Consider the following 16,269-nt stretch of genomic DNA (forward strand, 5'->3'; position numbering starts at 1 on the left):
GGGGGAGAGTGCATGAGGTCCCTGCGCGCGGACGATCCCGAACGCATCGGTGAATACCGGCTGTTGGGGCGGCTCGGTGAGGGTGGGATGGGCAGCGTGTACCTGGCCCAGTCCCCGCGCGGCCGCACCGTCGCGGTCAAGCTGGTGCGGCGGGAGCTGTCCGAGCACGCCGAGTTCCGGCACCGCTTCGAGCAGGAGGTCGGCGCCGCCCGCCGGGTCGGCGGTGAGTGGACGGCACCGGTGCTGGACGCGGACACCGAGGCCGATCCGCCGTGGGTGGCCACCGGCTACATACCGGGCATCACCCTCTACGAGGCCGTCGCGGGCCGCAAGGCGCCGCTGCCCGTACGTACGCTGCGCATCCTCGCCAACCGGCTCGCCCGCGCGCTCGGCGCCATCCACGAGGCGGGGCTGATCCACCGTGACGTGAAGCCCTCGAACATCCTGGTCACCATCGACGGGCCGCGCGTCATCGACTTCGGCATCGCCCGCGCGCTGGAGACAGTCGCGGACGCCCAACTGACGCGTACGGGCGCCGTCGTCGGCTCGCCCGGCTTCATGTCGCCCGAACAGATACGCGGCGACCGGCTGACCGGGGCCAGCGACATCTTCTCCCTCGGCTCCGTACTGGCCTTCGCCGCGATACGGCGCACCCCCTTCGGCGGCGAGGGCGTCGCCGGGCACGTCCAGATGTACCGGATCACCCAGGAGGAGCCCGACCTGACGGGCGTCCCCGACGAGTTGCGGGACCTGATCGCCGCGTGTCTGGCCAAACCCGTCGCGGAGCGGCCCGGGTTGCCGGAGATCCTGGACCGTACCGCGGACCCGGAGGACGAGCCGGGCCCCGGCACGACCGGTGCGGAGGCCGCCGAACCCTGGCTGCCGGGCGGCCTGGTGGCCCAGCTCGGACGGCACGCGGCCCAACTGCTGGACGTGGAGGTCCCCGGCGCCCAGGCGGCGGCCGACCGGGCCGCCGAGGCCCCGGCGGTCCCGCCGCGCCCCGGCGCCGAGCCCTCGCTCACGACGGTGGAGCCCGCCACCCCGGCAGCGGCGCCCTCGACCCCGCCCCCGGGGGAGGGGCCCGCGACCGCGGCGCCCGGCCCGGACGCCCCCGCCACGCGACCGGCCGCGTCGGCGGGTGCCGAGCCGGCAGCGGACGAGCCCGCCGCGTCCGGCACCGGGCGCAACGGCGCCCCCACCGCGGGGGCGGACGGCAGCGGCACGGACACGGACGGCCGCGAGGGTTCCGCAGCGCCCGAGGACCCCGGCGAGCCGGAGCAGGGCGCAGCGGGCGCCGCACTCCCGCCCCCACCGCCGGCCCCCGGCGGCCCCGAGATGCACGGCATGGCGACCGTGACCGGAGCCGGCGCGCAGCACACGCCCCCCTCCGGACAGCAGCACACGCCCCCCTCCGGCCAGTGGCCACCGCCGTACGCGCTGCACGGTCCGGCGGCGGCACCCGCGCCGGAACGCTCGCACGGCCGCGGGATGCTGCTCGGGGCGCTCGGCGTGGTGCTGGCGATGGTCTCCGGCGTCGGTACCTTCGTCGCGCTGCGGGTCTACGACAAGGGCGACGAGGACACCAAGCCGCCCAGCTCCCAGCAGAAGCAGTCGCCCGGGACCGAGGACGACGGGAGCGGGAAGCCGTCGCCCGAGGACATCAGCAGCCCCGCTCCCGGCGGCGCGCTTCCCAAGGGGTACCTGGGCGCCTGGCAGGGCAGCGTCCAGGACGCCGACGGCTCCACGATCACCCGGCGGTTCGAGATCACCCAGGGCAAGGAGGGCGAGGTCGTCGCCAAGACCGTCAACATCCGGGCGGATCTGATGTGCGAGGGCGAGGCGACCCTCATCGGGTTCCGGAACAGGATGAGGGTCACCAGCCGGATCACCGCGAGCCACCCCGCGTCCAACCCCTGCTCCCCGTACAAGGAGCAGACGTTGAAGCTGAACAGCGACGGCACTCTCTCCTGGGCCTACCCGGCCGGCTCCCTCTCGGCGACCCTCCGGAAGGCGGGCGATCCGGCCGCACCGGTGCCTTCGGGGATGGCCGGCGAGTGGAAGGGCGTCAACGAGGAAGGGGACGCGCGCACCCTCTCCCTGAGCCGGGGCCGGGTCGGTACCGCGACCATGCGGGTGACCGGCGAGAACGACAAGGGCGGGAGCTGCGAGTGGGAGGGCGTGCTCGGCGGCGCCCACGCCAGGACGCTGCTGTACGGGCCGGAGAAGGTGGCTCGGGACAGCATCGGGGGCGGCTGCGGGGAGTCCGGAAGTTCATGGAGCATCACCTCGGTGGGTGACGACGAGATCCGGGTCTCCAAGGTACGGGAGGGCGACACCCCGCCGCGCGTGTACCGCCGCGTCGGCTCCGACTAGGGCGTCCGGCTCGCAACACCGTGCGACGGACCGGCCCGGAGGCCCCCGTGGCGCCTCCGGGCCGTCGCCAAGTCGTTCACCCTTCCGGCGGCTCACCGGACGCGTTGTCGTGGTGGACGTGCAGTTCGCCGTTCATGACGGTGTACATGGTGCTGTTCCCGTCCGCCGTGTTGGTCTGGGTCGGGCCGCCGTCCGCCGAATCTGGGGACGGTGTGCCGCCGTCGGCGGGCCGGTGGACTTCGACGTGGTTGTCGTGGCCGGCCACGACCGGCCCGGAGGCGTCACCGCCGATCCGGACCGAGAAGCTGTCGCCTGGTGCGGGTCTCATGGGAAGTCTCCTGCCTGTACGGGGATGTGCGTCACACGGGCGCGCCACGGCGCACCGGCGTCACCGCACACGGGTCAGTACGGAGCTGCCGCAGCCGTAGCACGGTCCCTCCATGGAGGACGGCGGCGTTTTCACGACGCGGGCTGTGTCACCCGAGGTTGTGAGGGTGATGGTCGTGTTGAGGTTCCCGAGGCGTCGTCCGCAGGAGCCACCGTCCACCTCGTACAGCGGTTCCGTCCCGCGATAGATCCGGCTGCTGCCGGTGAAGTTCAAGGCGATGATATTGCCGCAGATCGAACGGGCGGTCGCCTTGTAGTTCCCGGGACCGCTCCTTGTGAACACGATGACGGCTCCCTGGCTGTTCCGCCACGTCCCGGCGAGACCGGTGGGCGACGGCCGGGGTTCCGGTTCCTCCTGCGCACGGGTCGGAGTCGGAAAGGTGGTCGGAGTCCGGGGAGCCGTCGGCGCCGACGGGGTGTGCGACCTGACCGGAAGCGGGGTCGCCGACGAGTTCGCCGTCGTCGTGGAGTCCTGGTGGTTCTTCACAGCGACGCCCCCGATGACGAGAGCGGTGATGACGGCGAGCGCCGCGAGCACCGAGGTGCCCGCGGACATCCCGCCCCCGGCGGCCGTCGCGGCCGAGGCGCCCGCAGGGGTGCCGCTCGCCGTCCCGCCGGTCAGCCCGCCGCTCTCCCCGACGCCGGGCGGCGTCGGCGCCACGGTGCCGGACAGGTCCGGGGCGGTGGGACCCGGGCCGCCGGGCGACTGCGTGAAATCCCCCGCGTGGGCCGCCGGTTGGCCGACGTCCCCGGGGTCCGCGGCGAAGGCGCTGTCGGCCGTGGGCCCACCGCCGTGGGACGGACCACCGGCGAAGGAGGGGTCGTTGCCGGGCGAGGGGCCGCTGTCCGGGGCGGTGAAGCTGTCCGGTGGCGCGCTGTCACCCCCGGGAGGGCCTCCGCCCTGTCCGGTGACGCCGCCGTCGGCGTGCGGGGCGGCGTCCCCCTGCGGTGCGGCCGCCCCGGGCCCGTCCGCGGACCCGGAGAGCGGGGGCGGGGCGTACTGCTGGGCGCCCGCCGCCGCCTCGGCCCCGCGACCGTCCCCCAACTGGTGCCAGAGCACCACTGCCTCGGCCAGCAGGACCCCCGCCAGGACGCGGCGGCCGGTGACGAGCCTCCTGATGCCTTGCTCGTGGGTGAAGTAGGCCACGGCCCGGTCGTCGCCCGCCTGTTGCGCGGCGCCTCGTCCTCTGTCGAGCAGTCGGCCCCACGCGTCGAAGCGCAGTGCGCGGGCCAGGGCGGGGGAGGCGGCCCACGCGACCCGGACGGCGAGGTCCGGTCGTCCCGCCCGCTCGGCGAGCTCCGCCGCGACCTCCACCGCCCGTGCGTGGGCGGCCACCTGCTCGGGCTCGGTGGTCGGCTGTGCCGCCCAGTGGGCGAGGTACTCGCACAGCCGGTCGACGGGAAACGGATCCGGGTGCCGCTCCCGTACCGTCCGCCCGGCATCGACCGCGCAGCGGTACCCGCCGTCCGTCGCCGTGATCAGTCCGAGGTCCACCAGCCGCGCGCACACCGTGTACGGCTCCGCCACCTCGGCCAGCGCACCGATGTGTACCACGCCCAACTCGGCGTCGCCCAGGGCGGCCAGGAGGCGCAGCACCTTCTCGGCCCGCGCGTCGAGCTGGTCGAGCAGCAGCGGCAGCAGTTCGGACGTCGCGCCGGGCCGGGGCAGCAGCAGCGTACCGGCGGCGTCCCGCCGGGCGAGTACCCCGGCGCGCAACAGCAGCAGGGGGACCCCGGCCGCCGCCTTCCACAGCTCGGCGGCGGCGCGCGCGTCCTCGGGGGAGGTCGGGTCCAGCTCGCGGGCCAGCAGTTCCACACCGGCCTCCCGGTCGAGCCCTCCCAGTTCCAGGGACCTGCCCCCGCCCAGCGGCACCCGCTCCCGGCAGGCGAAGACGAACGTGGCGTCCGGGGCCGCGTCCGCCAGCTCCCGTAACGCGTCGGCGGACAGTTCGGCGCCGTCGACGTACACGGTCACCCGCACCCCGGTCATCAAGCGCCGCAGTTCGGTGGCGTGCGGCGCGTATCCGGCAGTGTCGTAGCAGGCCTCGAAGATCTCCTGGGCCAGGTCCTCCGCCTCCCGATGGGCCGCGGCGAGGAACAGCACGCCGTCCGGCCCCGGGGGCAGACTCCGTGCTGCGTGCCGCAGCAGAGTGCTCTTCCCGATCCCGGGCGGCCCCCACAGCAGCACGGGGCCGCCGGTGGCCACGGCGTCGGCCAGTGCGGCCAGCTCCGCCTCCCGCCCCAGCGGGGCCGACTGTCGTCCGGGCAGCAGTGCGATGTGGTCCCGGCGCACCGGCCGGGGCCGTTCGCGGTCCATCAGCAAGGTCACGGCCGATCCGTGCTGCGCGTCCACCACCACGTTGTGGTGACCGGCGACGATCGGCCCCATGGCGTCGCCGCCGATGTCCACCCGGACGCGGGTGGTGTCACCGTCACCCGGTTCGCCCCGCGGGCGCTGCCCCGGTCCGGTGGTCACACCGTCGCGGTCCTCCGGCTGCTCCACTGCCACCCCGCCTCCCCGGTCCGCTCCGCGCGTGACCGTCTCGTCGTCACTTGGTCTCCGCGCGTCACGCTAGGTACGAACCCGCCCGGCGACACCGTCCAATGACGGTTTCCGCGCGATTGCTTCGGCGCCCTGCCCGCCCCGGGGGCACCCGGCCGTGGTGGACGCGGCCCGCGTCACGGCCCGGCGAACGCGGTACGGCGCAACAGGGACAGGTCCTCGACGGTGATGGACCGGTATCCCGTGGAGACGACTCCGCTCTCGCGGAGCCCGCGCAGGGCCTTGTGCACGGTCGGTTCGGCGGCGCCGGACAGGGTGGCCAGCTCCGGCTGGGTGATCGGCCAGCGGATCACGGCGCCCGCCCCCAGTGGCTCCCCATAGGTCATCGCGATCTGGTGCAGCACCCGGGCCAGCCGGGTGCGGGCGTCGCAACCGGTGAAGTCGACGCGGTACCTGGTGGCCGCACGCAGCTTGGTCACCACGGCGGTGTTCACCGCGTGGGCGATCTCAGGCTCGCGCCGCAGGCAGCCGAGGAAGTCGCCCCGGGGCACGAGCCGGGCCGCGACGGGGCCGCAGGTGGTGACCGTGGCGGAGCGGGGCCGTCCGTCCACCGCGGCGAACTCGCCCACGAGGTCGCCGCCCATGCGCACCGCGAGCAGGGCGTCCCGCCCGTCGTCGGTCCGGGCCGTCACCTTCACCACGCCGCCGAGCAGGACCAGCACGAAATCGGTGTCCTCCGCCTCCCGGATGAGCACGCGGCCCGCCGCGTACCGCACCCGGGACCCCAGCGCGAGCAGCTGGTCACGCGCGGGCCGTGCCAGGCCGCCGAGCAGGCTCGGCGTCGGCCAGTTCGGCTCGTGGCCCGTTCGCCCCGCACCGCCGTTCCCGCGCCGGCCTGTCTCCCGCATCCGTCCCCCTGGGTCGTCGCCCCGCCTCGGCCGGGGTGCACCCGGGCCACCAGTGTGCGCCGGGGCGCACGCCGTCGTCCTCCCTCCGGGCCGGGAAATCCCCCTTCCACGGCCTCGGCGGGTCCGCTTCCGGGAGTTGAGCGCCTCCCTGTCCGGGAGTCGGGCGGACCCCCGTCCACGACTTGGCCGGATCCCGTACGGCGACGGGTTCCGGGCGCCGCGGGCCGGGCAGTGTGGAGTGTGCCGCGAAGACGCGCCGTGTGCCGGGTGCCGGCGGACACTTGACGCGAAGCCCCGCTGCCGCCCTGGAGGAGCGTATGACACAGACACGGGAACACCGGGCCCTGCTGGCCGTCGACATCGCACACTCGGCCGGACGCGGCGACGTGGCCCTCCACCGGATCCGGGAGGCGCTGTCGCGGGCGCTCGCGGAGTCGTTCGAGTTGAGCGACATCGACTGGCACGCCTCCCTGCGCGACGACTTGGGGGACGGCATGCGCATCACCACGCCGCCCGGCACCCCGAAGACGCGGCTGATCCACCCCTTGGTGCACGATCTGACCGCCCGCCTGCGCGCCCACAACCGGCTGGCAGCGCCCCCGGCACGTATCCGCGTCCGTATCGCGCTGCACGCCGGGGACGTCTGCCTGGGCCCGCGAGGCCAGGTCACCGGCCGACCGCTGGAAGTGCTCGCCCGGCTGCTCGACGCGGCTCCGGCCCGGGCGGCGCTCGCCCGGGCCCCGGAAGCCGTGACCGCCTCGCTGCTCGTCTCCCAGCCCTTCTACGACGACACCGTGCACCACGGCTACCCCGGCATCGAGCCGGAGGCCTTCCGAAGGGTCTCTCTCGCGGAGAAGGAGTACGCCGCCGACGCCTGGCTGTATCTGCCCGGGCACGAGGGCGTCCCCCCGGTGCCCGGACCGGCCGGTGCTCCGGCCCGGGCGGGCTCCGGCGAACCGAAGATGATCAACAAGGCGTCCGGGAACGGCGTCGTCTACGCGACCCAGAACGGTACCCAGAACATTCACCACGGACGGCGGTGAGCGCCGTGGACGGGGAGGAGCGCCGGTGAGTCAGGAACTGGCCGCAGTGGCCGAGGCCGGAGCCGCGGCGGTGGTCGCGGCGATGGCCACGGAGGTGTGGCAGAGCACGAGGGCCGGGCTCCTTCGCCTCTTCCACCGCGGCGACGAGGAGCGCCGGGCGGCGCTCGCGGCCCAACTGGACAACAACGCGGCCCTGGTCGACGCCGCCGCAGCACCGGACGAGGTGCGGCGTGCCGTGCTCGCCTACTGGTCCGGGGAGTTGACGGCGCTGCTGCACGCGGACTCCTCCCCTCGGCAGGCCCTCGCCCAGCTGGCCGCCGAGGTCGCCGCCGCCCTCCCGAAGGAGCGCGGGGCCGGCGTCTTCCAGCAGACCAACACCGCGCACGACCTCGGCACCGTGCTCGCCGTCCAGCAGGGCGATCTGCACGCTAGCCGCCGTGCCGCGTCGGCACCGTCACCCGGGACGGGTCGTTGTTCGGGGAGCTGAACTCCAGGCGGGCGCCGTCCGGGTTGTACTCGGCGTAGAGCGGGTCGACGGTGTCGACGACGACGGCGAGCCGGTGGCCGGCGGGCACGTCGTAGGAGGTGGAGAACAGCTCCAGGTCCACGCCGAACGGCTTGCCGGGGGTGCGGTCGTGGAAGGTGTAGGGGGCGTGGGTGATCAGCTTGCCGGTGCCGAGCGGGCCGACGTCGTAGAGGTGGGCGAAGAAGGTGCCGCTCTCCTTGTCGCTGGTCACCGTCGTGTGCAGCTTCGCCGTGCCCCGTACCCGGGTGGCCTGCGCATGGCGTTCGGACTGCCACACGGCGGCGCGGGAGCGCGGCAGCAGCGGTACGGAGACGACCGGCGGCAGCTTGAGGAACTGGTCGAGGATGCCGGTGAGGAAGACGGTGCCGCCGTTGGCGCCGGAGTCCTTGCCGGTGGCCAGCTCCTTCGTCCGGTCCAGTGGCACGGTGCGGCTGCCGGAGGGGACGTCCTGCCAGCTGCGGTAGCCCTCGTAGCCGCCGTTCGTCCGTGACTTGAGCTGGACGGGGGCCTCGGTGTCGATGCCGTTGTGCTCGTCCTTGAGATAGCGGTCGAACCACCGGTGCGCATGCGACCAGGTGTCGTTGGGGAGTCCGAGCAGACCGCTCGCCTCGGCGGTCGCATGGTCGCCGGGGCGGAACTCCAGCCGCTTGGGCCCGCGCAGCTTCTCGAAGAAGTCGGCGTACTGGTTGGGCGGGAAGATCGAGTCGTTCCAGGCGTTGCCGAGCATGATGGCGGCGCCGTTGTCGTTGATCTCGTCGAGGTAGGTCGCGGGGGAGCGCTTCTTGCCCCAAGCGATCATCTCGTCCTCCTTGGCCAGGTCGGAGGAGAGGAAGTTCTTCATGATCTCCCGCAGTTCGGGGCTCGGTCGGCCGGTGAGCTCGCCGGAGGCGCCGAGCAGCCCCGCCGCCTGGAGATGCTGGGTGCGACCGCTGTAGATGGCGCCGATCAGGTCGGCCCAGCCGCTGAGCGCGGTGACGGCCTTGATCCGCGGGTCGTGTCCGGCCGCCAGCAGACTGATGCCGGCGCCGTAGGAGACGCCGCCCATGCCGATCCGGTCCTTGTCGGCGGGGGTGTGGGCCAGTGCCCAGTCGATGACGCGGGAGGCGTCGGCGATGTCCTTGGGGCCGGCGGTCTCGATCAGGCCGCCGGACTGCCAGAAGCCGCGGGAGTTGTAACTGACCACCACATAGCCGGAGTCGGCGAGTTTCTTGGCCTGCGCGAGATATTCGATCTGCGGGCTGGCCCAGCTGGTGGGCAGCACGATCAGCGGGTAGGTGCGGGTGGCGGCCGGGTGTGCGGTGGCGCCCTCGGGGAGGAAGACGTTGCCCTTGAGGGTGATGCCGCCGTCACCTTCGATGTCGACGAAGTCGACACCGGTGACGGCTGCCGCTGCCGGCCGGGCCGTCGCGGTGGGCTGTGCCGTCGCGGTGGGGGCGAGGGCCAGGCCGCTGGTGAAGAGCGTCCCGGACAGGAGGACGGCGGCGGTACGGACGTGCCCTGAGGTGGGGGAGGGGCGCATGCGCTGCTCCAGATGTCGAGGGTGACCCAGGGGTGGGGGTGAAAGTGACTGGAGAGTAAGCGCGTTGGGCTACCCGGGGTAACCCGCCAGTAGGTTACGGACCGGTAAAGGGATGCGCCGCCCGCCGCTCCGTACGGGTTCTTGTCAGGCGGGCAGAGGGGACTTACGGTCTCAACCTCACGTATATCTACGCGTGTCGAACTGGCTGCCGCCCTCGAGAGACGTCCTCGTGAAGGAGCTGCTCATGCCCGACCTTGTACGTGCCGCGCTGGTACAGGCGACCTGGACAGGCGACACCGAGTCGATGATCGCCAAGCACGAGGAGCACGCCCGCGAGGCCGCCCGCCGGGGCGCGCGGATCATCGGCTTCCAGGAAGTCTTCAACGCCCCCTACTTCTGCCAGGTGCAGGAGCCCGAGCACTACCGCTGGGCCGAGCCGGTCCCGGACGGCCCCACCACCCGGCGGATGTGCCGACTGGCGCAGGAGACCGGCATGGTCGTCGTCTCCCCGGTCTTCGAGATCGACGGCTCCGGCTTCTACTACAACACCGCCGCCGTCATCGACGCCGACGGCACCGTGCTCGGCACCTACCGCAAGCACCACATTCCGCAGGTCAAGGGGTTCTGGGAGAAGTACTACTTCCGCCCCGGCAACCTCGGTTGGCCGGTGTTCGAGACCGCTGTCGGCAAGGTCGGCGTCTACATCTGCTACGACCGCCACTTCCCCGAGGGCTGGCGTGCCCTGGGGCTGGGCGGCGCGCAGCTCGTCTACAACCCCTCGGCCACCTCGCGCGGCCTGTCCGCCCATCTGTGGCAGCTCGAACAGCCCGCCGCCGCCGTCGCCAACGAGTACTTCGTCGCCGCCATCAACCGCGTCGGCGTCGAGGAGCTGGGCGACAACGACTTCTACGGGACGAGCTACTTCGTCGACCCGCGCGGCCAGTTCGTCGGGGACGTCGCCTCGGACAAGGAGGAGGAGCTGCTGGTCCGCGACCTGGACCTGAACCTGATCGACGAAGTGCGGCAGCAGTGGGCCTTCTACCGGGACCGACGCCCCGACGCCTACGAAGGGCTGGTGCAGCCGTGAGCCGGGAGCCGGAGCCGGCGGCCGGCGCCCGTACCGACAGCCACCGCGGCGCCGAGGTCCACCGCGAACTGCACGCCCGGCACCGGGCGGTGCTGCCCGGCTGGCTCGCGCTCTACTACGACGAGCCCCTGGAGCTCACCCACGGCGAGGGCCGCCATGTCTGGGACGCCCGAGGCCGCCGCTACCTCGACTTCTTCGGCGGCATCCTCACCACCATGACGGCGCACGCGCTGCCCGAGGTCACCAAGGCCGTCGCCGAGCAGGCCGGACGCGTCCTGCACACCTCCACCCTCTATCTCAACCGCCCCATGGTGGAGCTCGCCGAGCGCATCGCCGCGCTCTCCGGCATCCCCGACGCGCGGGTCTTCTTCACCACCTCGGGCACCGAGGCCAACGACGCCGCGCTGCTGCTGGCCACCACCTACCGCCGGTCCAACCAGGTCCTGGCGATGCGCAACAGCTACCACGGCCGGTCCTTCTCCACCGTCGGCATCACCGGCAACCGCACCTGGTCGCCCACCTCCCTCTCGCCCCTGCAGACCCTCTACGTACACGGCGGCGTCCGCACCCGCGGCCCCTTCGCGCACCTGGACGACGACGCGTTCATCCGAGCCTGCGTCGCCGACCTGGCGGACATGCTGGGCCAGGCACGCCCGGAGGTCGCCGCGCTGATCGCCGAACCCGTGCAGGGCGTCGGCGGCTTCACCTCGCCGCCCGACGGCCTCTACGCCGCCTTCCGCGAAGTCCTCCGGCAGCACGGCATCCTGTGGATCAGCGACGAGGTGCAGACCGGCTGGGGCAGGACGGGCGACCACTTCTGGGGCTGGCAGGCGCACGGCGCCGCGGGGCCGCCCGACATGCTCACCTTCGCCAAGGGCATCGGCAACGGCATGTCGGTCGGCGGGGTCGTCGCCCGCGCCGAGATCATGAACTGCCTGGACGCCAACTCCATCTCCACCTTCGGCGGCAGCCCCGTCACCATGGCCGCCGCCAACGCCAACCTCAACCACGTCCTCGAACACGACCTCCAGGGCAACGCACGCCGCGTCGGCGGTCTGCTGCTGGAGCGGCTGCGTGCCGCGTGCGCCGGGCTCGGTGTCGTCCGGGAGGTACGCGGCAGAGGATTGATGGCCGGAATCGAACTGGTCGTCCCCGGCACCGAGGAGCCCTCGCCCGAGGCCGCCTCGATCGTGCTGGAGGCGGCCCGCGAGGGCGGCGTCCTCATCGGCAAGGGAGGCGGTCACGCCACCTCCAGCGTGCTGCGGATCGCCCCGCCGCTCACGCTGACCGTCGCCGAGGCCGAAGAGGGCGCCGCCGTGCTGGAGAGCGCGTTGCGCGCCGCCGACAGTGCGATGTGAGGGGCTGCCCCTGTCTGCCGTCGACACCGTGCAGGTGGGTTGTGGCTTGTCGCGCAGTTCCCCGCGCCTCTTCGGGCGCAGAGCACTCAGGAGGGCAACCGTATGACCCTGACGACCCTGATCAAGGGCGGCCTCGTCGTCACCGCCGCCGACGAGACGGAGGCCGACGTCCTCGTCGAGGACGGCCGAATCGCCGCCGTCGTCGCCCGCAACAGCACCGCCGCCGCGTCACTGACCGCCGACCGCACCCTGGACGCCACCGACAGATACGTCATCCCGGGCGGCGTCGACGCGCACACCCATATGGACTTCCCGTTCGGCGGCACCTTCTCCAGCGACGACTTCGAGACCGGCACCCGGGCCGCCGCCTGGGGCGGCACCACGACCATCGTCGACTTCGCCGTGCAGACCAAGGGCCATGCGCTGCGCGAGGGGCTGGACCGGTGGCACGCCAAGGCCGACGGCCGGTGCGCCGTCGACTACGCCTTCCATATGATCCTCTCCGATGTGAACGAGGGCACCCTCAAGGAGATGGACGCCCTGGTGGAGGAGGGCGTCACCTCGTTCAAGATGTTCATGGCCTACCCGGGTGTCTTCTACAGCGACGACGGCCAGATCCTGCGCGCCATGCAGCGCACCGCCGCCAACGGCGGGCTGACGATGATGCACGCCGAGAACGGCATCGCCATCGACGTCCTGGTCGAACAGGCCCTCGCGGCGGGCCGTACCGACCCCCGCCACCACGGGGAGGTCCGCAAGGCGCTGCTGGAGGCCGAGGCCACGCACCGGGCCATCCAGCTGGCCCGGGTCGCCGGATCGCCGCTGTACGTCGTGCACGTCTCGGCGAGCGAAGCGGTCGAACAGCTGGCCGCCGCGCGCGGTATGGATCTGCCCGTCTTCGGCGAGACCTGCCCGCAGTACCTCTATCTGAGCACCGACAACCTCGCCGAGCCCGACTTCGGCGGCGCCAAGTACGTGTGCAGCACCCCGCTGCGCCCCCGCGAGCACCAGGCGGCGCTGTGGCGGGCGCTGCGCACCGACGACCTCCAGGTCGTCTCCACCGACCACTGCCCGTTCTGCTTCACCGGCCAGAAGGAGCTCGGCAGGGGGGACTTCTCCAAGATCCCCAACGGTATGCCCGGCGTGGAGCACCGGATGGACCTGCTCCACCAGGCCGTCGTGGACGGCCATCTCACCCGGCGCCGCTGGATCGACCTGGCCTGCACCACCCCGGCACGGATGTTCGGCCTCCACCCGAAGAAGGGCACCCTGGCCCCCGGAGCGGACGCGGACATCGTCATCTACGACCCGCGGGCGGAACAGACCCTCTCGGCCGAGACCCACCATATGAACGTCGACTACTCCGCCTACGAGGGCAAACGGCTCACCGGCCGCGTCGAGACCGTCCTCTCCCGGGGCGAACCGGTCGTGGAACGGGGCAGCTACTCGGGCCGGGCGGGGCACGGCAGGTACGTCCCGCGCGGGATCTGCCAGCTTCTCAACTGAACACGGACTCGTAAGGGGTATGCCCATGGACTTCGGACTCGTCCTCCAGACGGATCCGCCCGGCGCCGCGACCGTCGCGCTGATGCGGCAGGCCGAGCGCAACGGTTTCCGGTACGGCTGGACGTTCGACTCACCGGTGCTGTGGCAGGAGCCGTACGTCCTCCACAGCCGCATCCTCGCCGAGACGGAGCGGCTGGTCGTCGGGCCCATGGTCACCAACCCCGGCACCCGCTCCTGGGAGGTGACCGCCTCCACCTTCGCCACCTTGAACGAGATGTACGGCAACCGCACCGTGTGCGGTATCGGCCGCGGCGACTCGGCCATGCGGGTCGCCGGGCGCCCGCCCACCACCCTGGCCAGGCTGGGGGAGGCCATGCGGACCATCCGCGACCTGGCCGAGGGCCGCGAGGCGGTGGTGGACGGCACCGCGTTGCGGCTGCCGTGGGTCCGTGACGGCCGGCTGCCGGTGTGGATGGCCGCCTACGGTCCCAAGGCGCTGGCGCTGGCCGGCCGGGAGGCGGACGGGTTCATCCTGCAACTCGCCGACCCGCTGCTGACCGCGTGGATGGTCGGCGCCGTCCGGGAGGCCGCGGTGCAGGCGGGCCGGGACCCGGCCGAGATCACCGTCTGCGTGGCCGCGCCCGCCTATGTGTGCGAGGACACCCCGGAAGCACTCGCGCACGCCCGGGAGCAGTGCCGCTGGTTCGGCGGCATGGTCGGCAACCATGTCGCCGACCTCGTCGCGCGGTACGGCGAGCGCTCCGAGGCGGTACCCGCGGCGCTCACCTCCTACATCAAGGAACGCGCCGGTTACGACTACGCGCACCACGGCCGGGCCGGCAACCCGGACACCGCGTTCGTGCCCGACGAGATCGTGGACCGGTTCTGTGTGCTGGGTCCGCCGCAGGCCCATGTTGACCGGCTGCGCGAGCTGTCCGGGCTCGGCGTGGACCAGTTCGCGCTGTACGCGATGCACGATGCGAGGGAGTACGCCGTCGACGTGTACGGCTCCGAGATCCTCCCGGCGCTGGGTTAGGGATCACTCGTTCTGCTTCTCGTAGACCAGCGGCTGGTAGTCGGGGTGCCGGCGGATGTAGTTGGCGAAGAACGGGCACACCGGCGCCACCTTCTCGCCCGCCTCCTGTGCCGTCTCCAGGATGTGGTGCGAGAGAGCGCCGCCCACCCCCTGGCCCTCGTACTCGGGCTCGACCTCCGTGTGCGTCACCGCGATGACGCCGGGCGCGCGGAGATACTGCGCGATCCCCGCGAGGGAACCGCCGATCCGTGCCTCGTAGCGGCCCTCGGCGGCGTTGTCGGAGATCTCCGGTTGCTGCTCTCCGGCCATGCTGCTCCCTCGCTGTCGTCGGCTGCCGGCTGTCACTCGGTCGCGTCGTGGATCTGGGCGGTGAACTGCTCGGGCCGCACGGCCTGCCCCCCGCTGTCGAGCACGGCGACGGGCCGGCCCCGGAAGACCACCGTCGGGGTGACCGAGATGTCGCTCGCGTCGAAGGCGCGGCCGACCCGCTTCGCCCAGGTGTGATACCCCCGCTCCAGCACCGCTTCGTCGAAGGTGTGGCGGCGCAGCCCCGGCACGTCGTTGGCCAGCCCGAGCAGCATCCGGTCCTCGGCGAACCCGTCGTGCCCCTCGTGCGGCTGGTTGCGGTAGAGCGTGCGCAGATACGCCATGAACTGGGCCTGCCCCACGTCGGCCGCCGCCCCCAGCGCCGCCAGCGCATGGTGCGAGCCCTGCCCGCCCAGCTTGTCGTCCAGGAACGTGCCGAAGTGGAAGTGCAGTACGAACTCCCCGTCGTCGGCCAGCTGTTGCAGCGTGCCGCCCAGCGCGTTCTCCGCACGGGCGCAGTACGGGCAGCGCAGATCCAGGTAGAGGTCCAGCACGGGCGGCCCCGGCTCGGGCGCCTCGGGGTCGGCCCCGTAGACCACCGTCGTGCCGCCCTCGCCAGTCGTGTTCGCCGGGATCATGCGCCCAGCCTCGTCGCACCGGTCGGGCCCGGCAACGGGGGAGCGCCCATTCGGGGTGGCCGGGGCCGGGCGTGCGGAAGTTGACTTGAACCTCACTTCAACTTGCAGGGTGGTGATCACACGGCACGAAGCCCCCGGGACAGCGGCCGTGACCCGCAGCAGTACGCGACGAAGGAGCTCAGCCGTGATTCTGGTAACCGGAGCAACAGGCAAGGTCGGCAAGCATGTGGCGGCGCGGCTCGTGGCGGAGGGGATTGCCGTACGCGCCCTCGTCCGCGACCCCGCGACCGCCGTACTGCCCGACGGTGTCGAGGCCGTACGCGGCGACCTCGCGGACCCCGCGAGCCTGACCGAAGCCCTCGCGGGGGAAGAGGTGGAGGGCGTCTTCCTCATCTGGCCGCTGCCCGGCCCGCGCGGCGGGGCCGAGGCCGTCGCCGCGCTCGCCGAGCACACCCGCCGCATCGTCTATCTGTCGGCCCGCGGTGTGCCGGAGGACGAGACGGCACAGCTCACCGAGGACATCTTCGGCACCCACGCGGCACTGGAGCGGCTGATCCGCGCCTCCGTCGCCGAGTGGACCCTGCTGCGGCCCGGTGGCTTCGCCGGCAACACCCTGCTGTGGGCCCCGCAGATCCGGGCGGGCGGGCCGGTGCGCACGGCTCACCCCCAGGCGGCCCGCACGCTGGTGCACGAGGCCGACATCGCCACCGCCGCCGTCCGCGCCCTGCTCACCGACGACCTGGTGGGGGCAGCACCCGAACTCACCGGCACCGAACTGCTCACCCAGGCCGAGCAGGTCACCGTCATCGGAGAGGTCCTCGGCCGCCACATCGCCGTCGAGAAGCTCTCCCGCGGCCAGGCCCGCGACGATCTGCTGGCGGCGGGACTGCCGCCCGCCTACGCGGACGGCATCCTCGACGCGCACGCCGAGATGGAGGCCCACCCGGAGACCGTCGCCCCCGGAGCCCTGGAGCTGCTGGGCCGTCGGCCCCTCACCTACCGGCAGTGGGTGACCGACCACGTCGCCGACTTCCGGTGACCGGCCCGAGGTGACCGGCCGGGCGGCCTCCGGGCCGGAC

At 72.9% G+C, this 16,269-nt stretch carries 14 protein-coding genes; 8 read left to right on the forward strand and 6 right to left on the reverse strand.

Annotated elements, in window-relative coordinates; translation table 11 throughout:
* Positions 1-12: 12 nt before the first annotated feature.
* Positions 13-2,373, forward strand: a complete 2,361-nt coding sequence (locus JW613_RS18305; RefSeq protein ID WP_209211886.1) for a serine/threonine-protein kinase — start codon at positions 13-15, stop codon at positions 2,371-2,373.
* A gap of 76 nt (positions 2,374-2,449) precedes the next feature.
* Here the strand turns inward: JW613_RS18305 and JW613_RS18310 are convergent, their stop codons facing one another.
* From JW613_RS18310 to JW613_RS18320, 3 genes are all read right to left on the reverse strand, one after another.
* A complete protein-coding gene (locus JW613_RS18310) occupies positions 2,450-2,701 on the reverse strand; it encodes a hypothetical protein (protein ID WP_099885033.1) in 252 nt (83 codons plus the stop codon).
* Positions 2,702-2,761: 60 nt separating this feature from the next.
* Positions 2,762-5,269: an ATP-binding protein gene (locus JW613_RS18315; RefSeq protein ID WP_209211887.1), complete on the reverse strand. Its 2,508-nt coding sequence runs from the start codon at positions 5,267-5,269 to the stop codon at positions 2,762-2,764.
* A gap of 170 nt (positions 5,270-5,439) precedes the next feature.
* Positions 5,440-6,171: a Crp/Fnr family transcriptional regulator gene (locus JW613_RS18320; RefSeq protein WP_209211888.1), complete on the reverse strand. Its 732-nt coding sequence runs from the start codon at positions 6,169-6,171 to the stop codon at positions 5,440-5,442.
* 317 nt (positions 6,172-6,488) lie between these two features.
* On the opposite strand from JW613_RS18320, the gene JW613_RS18325 reads away from it, so the two are divergent.
* On the forward strand, positions 6,489-7,214 hold the full coding sequence (locus tag JW613_RS18325) for a hypothetical protein (protein WP_209211889.1): 726 nt from the start codon (positions 6,489-6,491) through the stop codon (positions 7,212-7,214).
* Positions 7,215-7,239: 25 nt separating this feature from the next.
* Positions 7,240-7,701 (forward strand): hypothetical protein, encoded by a 462-nt coding sequence (locus JW613_RS18330; RefSeq protein WP_209211890.1) that lies wholly within the window; start codon positions 7,240-7,242, stop codon positions 7,699-7,701.
* On the opposite strand, the gene JW613_RS18335 is transcribed toward JW613_RS18330, so the two are convergent.
* Positions 7,643-9,259: an alpha/beta fold hydrolase gene (locus tag JW613_RS18335; RefSeq protein ID WP_209211891.1), complete on the reverse strand. Its 1,617-nt coding sequence runs from the start codon at positions 9,257-9,259 to the stop codon at positions 7,643-7,645. The two genes, JW613_RS18330 and JW613_RS18335, sit on opposite strands and share 59 nt — an antisense overlap.
* Positions 9,260-9,503: 244 nt before the next feature.
* On the opposite strand from JW613_RS18335, the gene JW613_RS18340 reads away from it, so the two are divergent.
* The 4 genes from JW613_RS18340 to JW613_RS18355 all read left to right on the forward strand — a co-directional run bounded on the left by JW613_RS18340 (position 9,504) and on the right by JW613_RS18355 (position 14,246).
* Complete coding sequence (locus tag JW613_RS18340) at positions 9,504-10,346, forward strand: nitrilase-related carbon-nitrogen hydrolase (protein ID WP_209211892.1); 843 nt, start codon at positions 9,504-9,506, stop codon at positions 10,344-10,346.
* A 68-nt stretch (positions 10,347-10,414) separates the two neighbouring features.
* The gene (locus JW613_RS18345; protein WP_209211961.1) at positions 10,415-11,704 is read left to right on the forward strand and encodes an aspartate aminotransferase family protein; all 1,290 of its coding nucleotides are present in this window, start codon (positions 10,415-10,417) and stop codon (positions 11,702-11,704) included.
* Between the two features lie 102 nt (positions 11,705-11,806).
* Complete coding sequence (gene hydA, locus JW613_RS18350) at positions 11,807-13,210, forward strand: dihydropyrimidinase (RefSeq protein WP_209211893.1); 1,404 nt, start codon at positions 11,807-11,809, stop codon at positions 13,208-13,210.
* 25 nt (positions 13,211-13,235) lie between these two features.
* Positions 13,236-14,246 carry a TIGR03842 family LLM class F420-dependent oxidoreductase gene (locus JW613_RS18355; protein WP_209211894.1) on the forward strand — a complete coding sequence of 337 codons (1,011 nt, stop codon included), beginning with the start codon at positions 13,236-13,238 and terminating at the stop codon, positions 14,244-14,246.
* 3 nt (positions 14,247-14,249) lie between these two features.
* Here JW613_RS18355 and JW613_RS18360 read toward each other — a convergent pair whose 3' ends face one another.
* Positions 14,250-14,555, reverse strand: coding sequence for a GNAT family N-acetyltransferase (locus JW613_RS18360; RefSeq protein WP_209211895.1), 306 nt, complete (start codon positions 14,553-14,555; stop codon positions 14,250-14,252).
* Between the two features lie 32 nt (positions 14,556-14,587).
* On the reverse strand, positions 14,588-15,190 hold the full coding sequence (locus tag JW613_RS18365) for a thioredoxin domain-containing protein (RefSeq protein ID WP_209211896.1): 603 nt from the start codon (positions 15,188-15,190) through the stop codon (positions 14,588-14,590).
* A gap of 184 nt (positions 15,191-15,374) precedes the next feature.
* Between JW613_RS18365 and JW613_RS18370 the strand changes: the two genes are divergently transcribed.
* Positions 15,375-16,229: an NAD(P)H-binding protein gene (locus tag JW613_RS18370; RefSeq protein WP_209211897.1), complete on the forward strand. Its 855-nt coding sequence runs from the start codon at positions 15,375-15,377 to the stop codon at positions 16,227-16,229.
* The last annotated feature ends 40 nt before the right edge of the window (positions 16,230-16,269 follow it).

Origin of the sequence: Streptomyces smyrnaeus (assembly GCF_017676345.1) — a bacterium.
Lineage (GTDB): Bacteria > Actinomycetota > Actinomycetes > Streptomycetales > Streptomycetaceae > Streptomyces > Streptomyces smyrnaeus.

Bases quoted from the DNA above. Each gene is read 5' to 3' on its own strand.
- JW613_RS18305 (WP_209211886.1), top strand. From the start codon at position 13: ATGAGGTCCCTGCGCGCGGACGATCCCGAACGCATCGGTGAATACCGG.
- JW613_RS18310 (WP_099885033.1), bottom strand. From the start codon at position 2,701: ATGAGACCCGCACCAGGCGACAGCTTCTCGGTCCGGATCGGCGGTGAC.
- JW613_RS18320 (WP_209211888.1), bottom strand. From the start codon at position 6,171: ATGCGGGAGACAGGCCGGCGCGGGAACGGCGGTGCGGGGCGAACGGGC.
- JW613_RS18325 (WP_209211889.1), top strand. From the start codon at position 6,489: ATGACACAGACACGGGAACACCGGGCCCTGCTGGCCGTCGACATCGCA.
- JW613_RS18335 (WP_209211891.1), bottom strand. From the start codon at position 9,259: ATGCGCCCCTCCCCCACCTCAGGGCACGTCCGTACCGCCGCCGTCCTC.
- JW613_RS18340 (WP_209211892.1), top strand. From the start codon at position 9,504: ATGCCCGACCTTGTACGTGCCGCGCTGGTACAGGCGACCTGGACAGGC.
- hydA (WP_209211893.1), top strand. From the start codon at position 11,807: ATGACCCTGACGACCCTGATCAAGGGCGGCCTCGTCGTCACCGCCGCC.
- JW613_RS18355 (WP_209211894.1), top strand. From the start codon at position 13,236: ATGGACTTCGGACTCGTCCTCCAGACGGATCCGCCCGGCGCCGCGACC.
- JW613_RS18360 (WP_209211895.1), bottom strand. From the start codon at position 14,555: ATGGCCGGAGAGCAGCAACCGGAGATCTCCGACAACGCCGCCGAGGGC.
- JW613_RS18365 (WP_209211896.1), bottom strand. From the start codon at position 15,190: ATGATCCCGGCGAACACGACTGGCGAGGGCGGCACGACGGTGGTCTAC.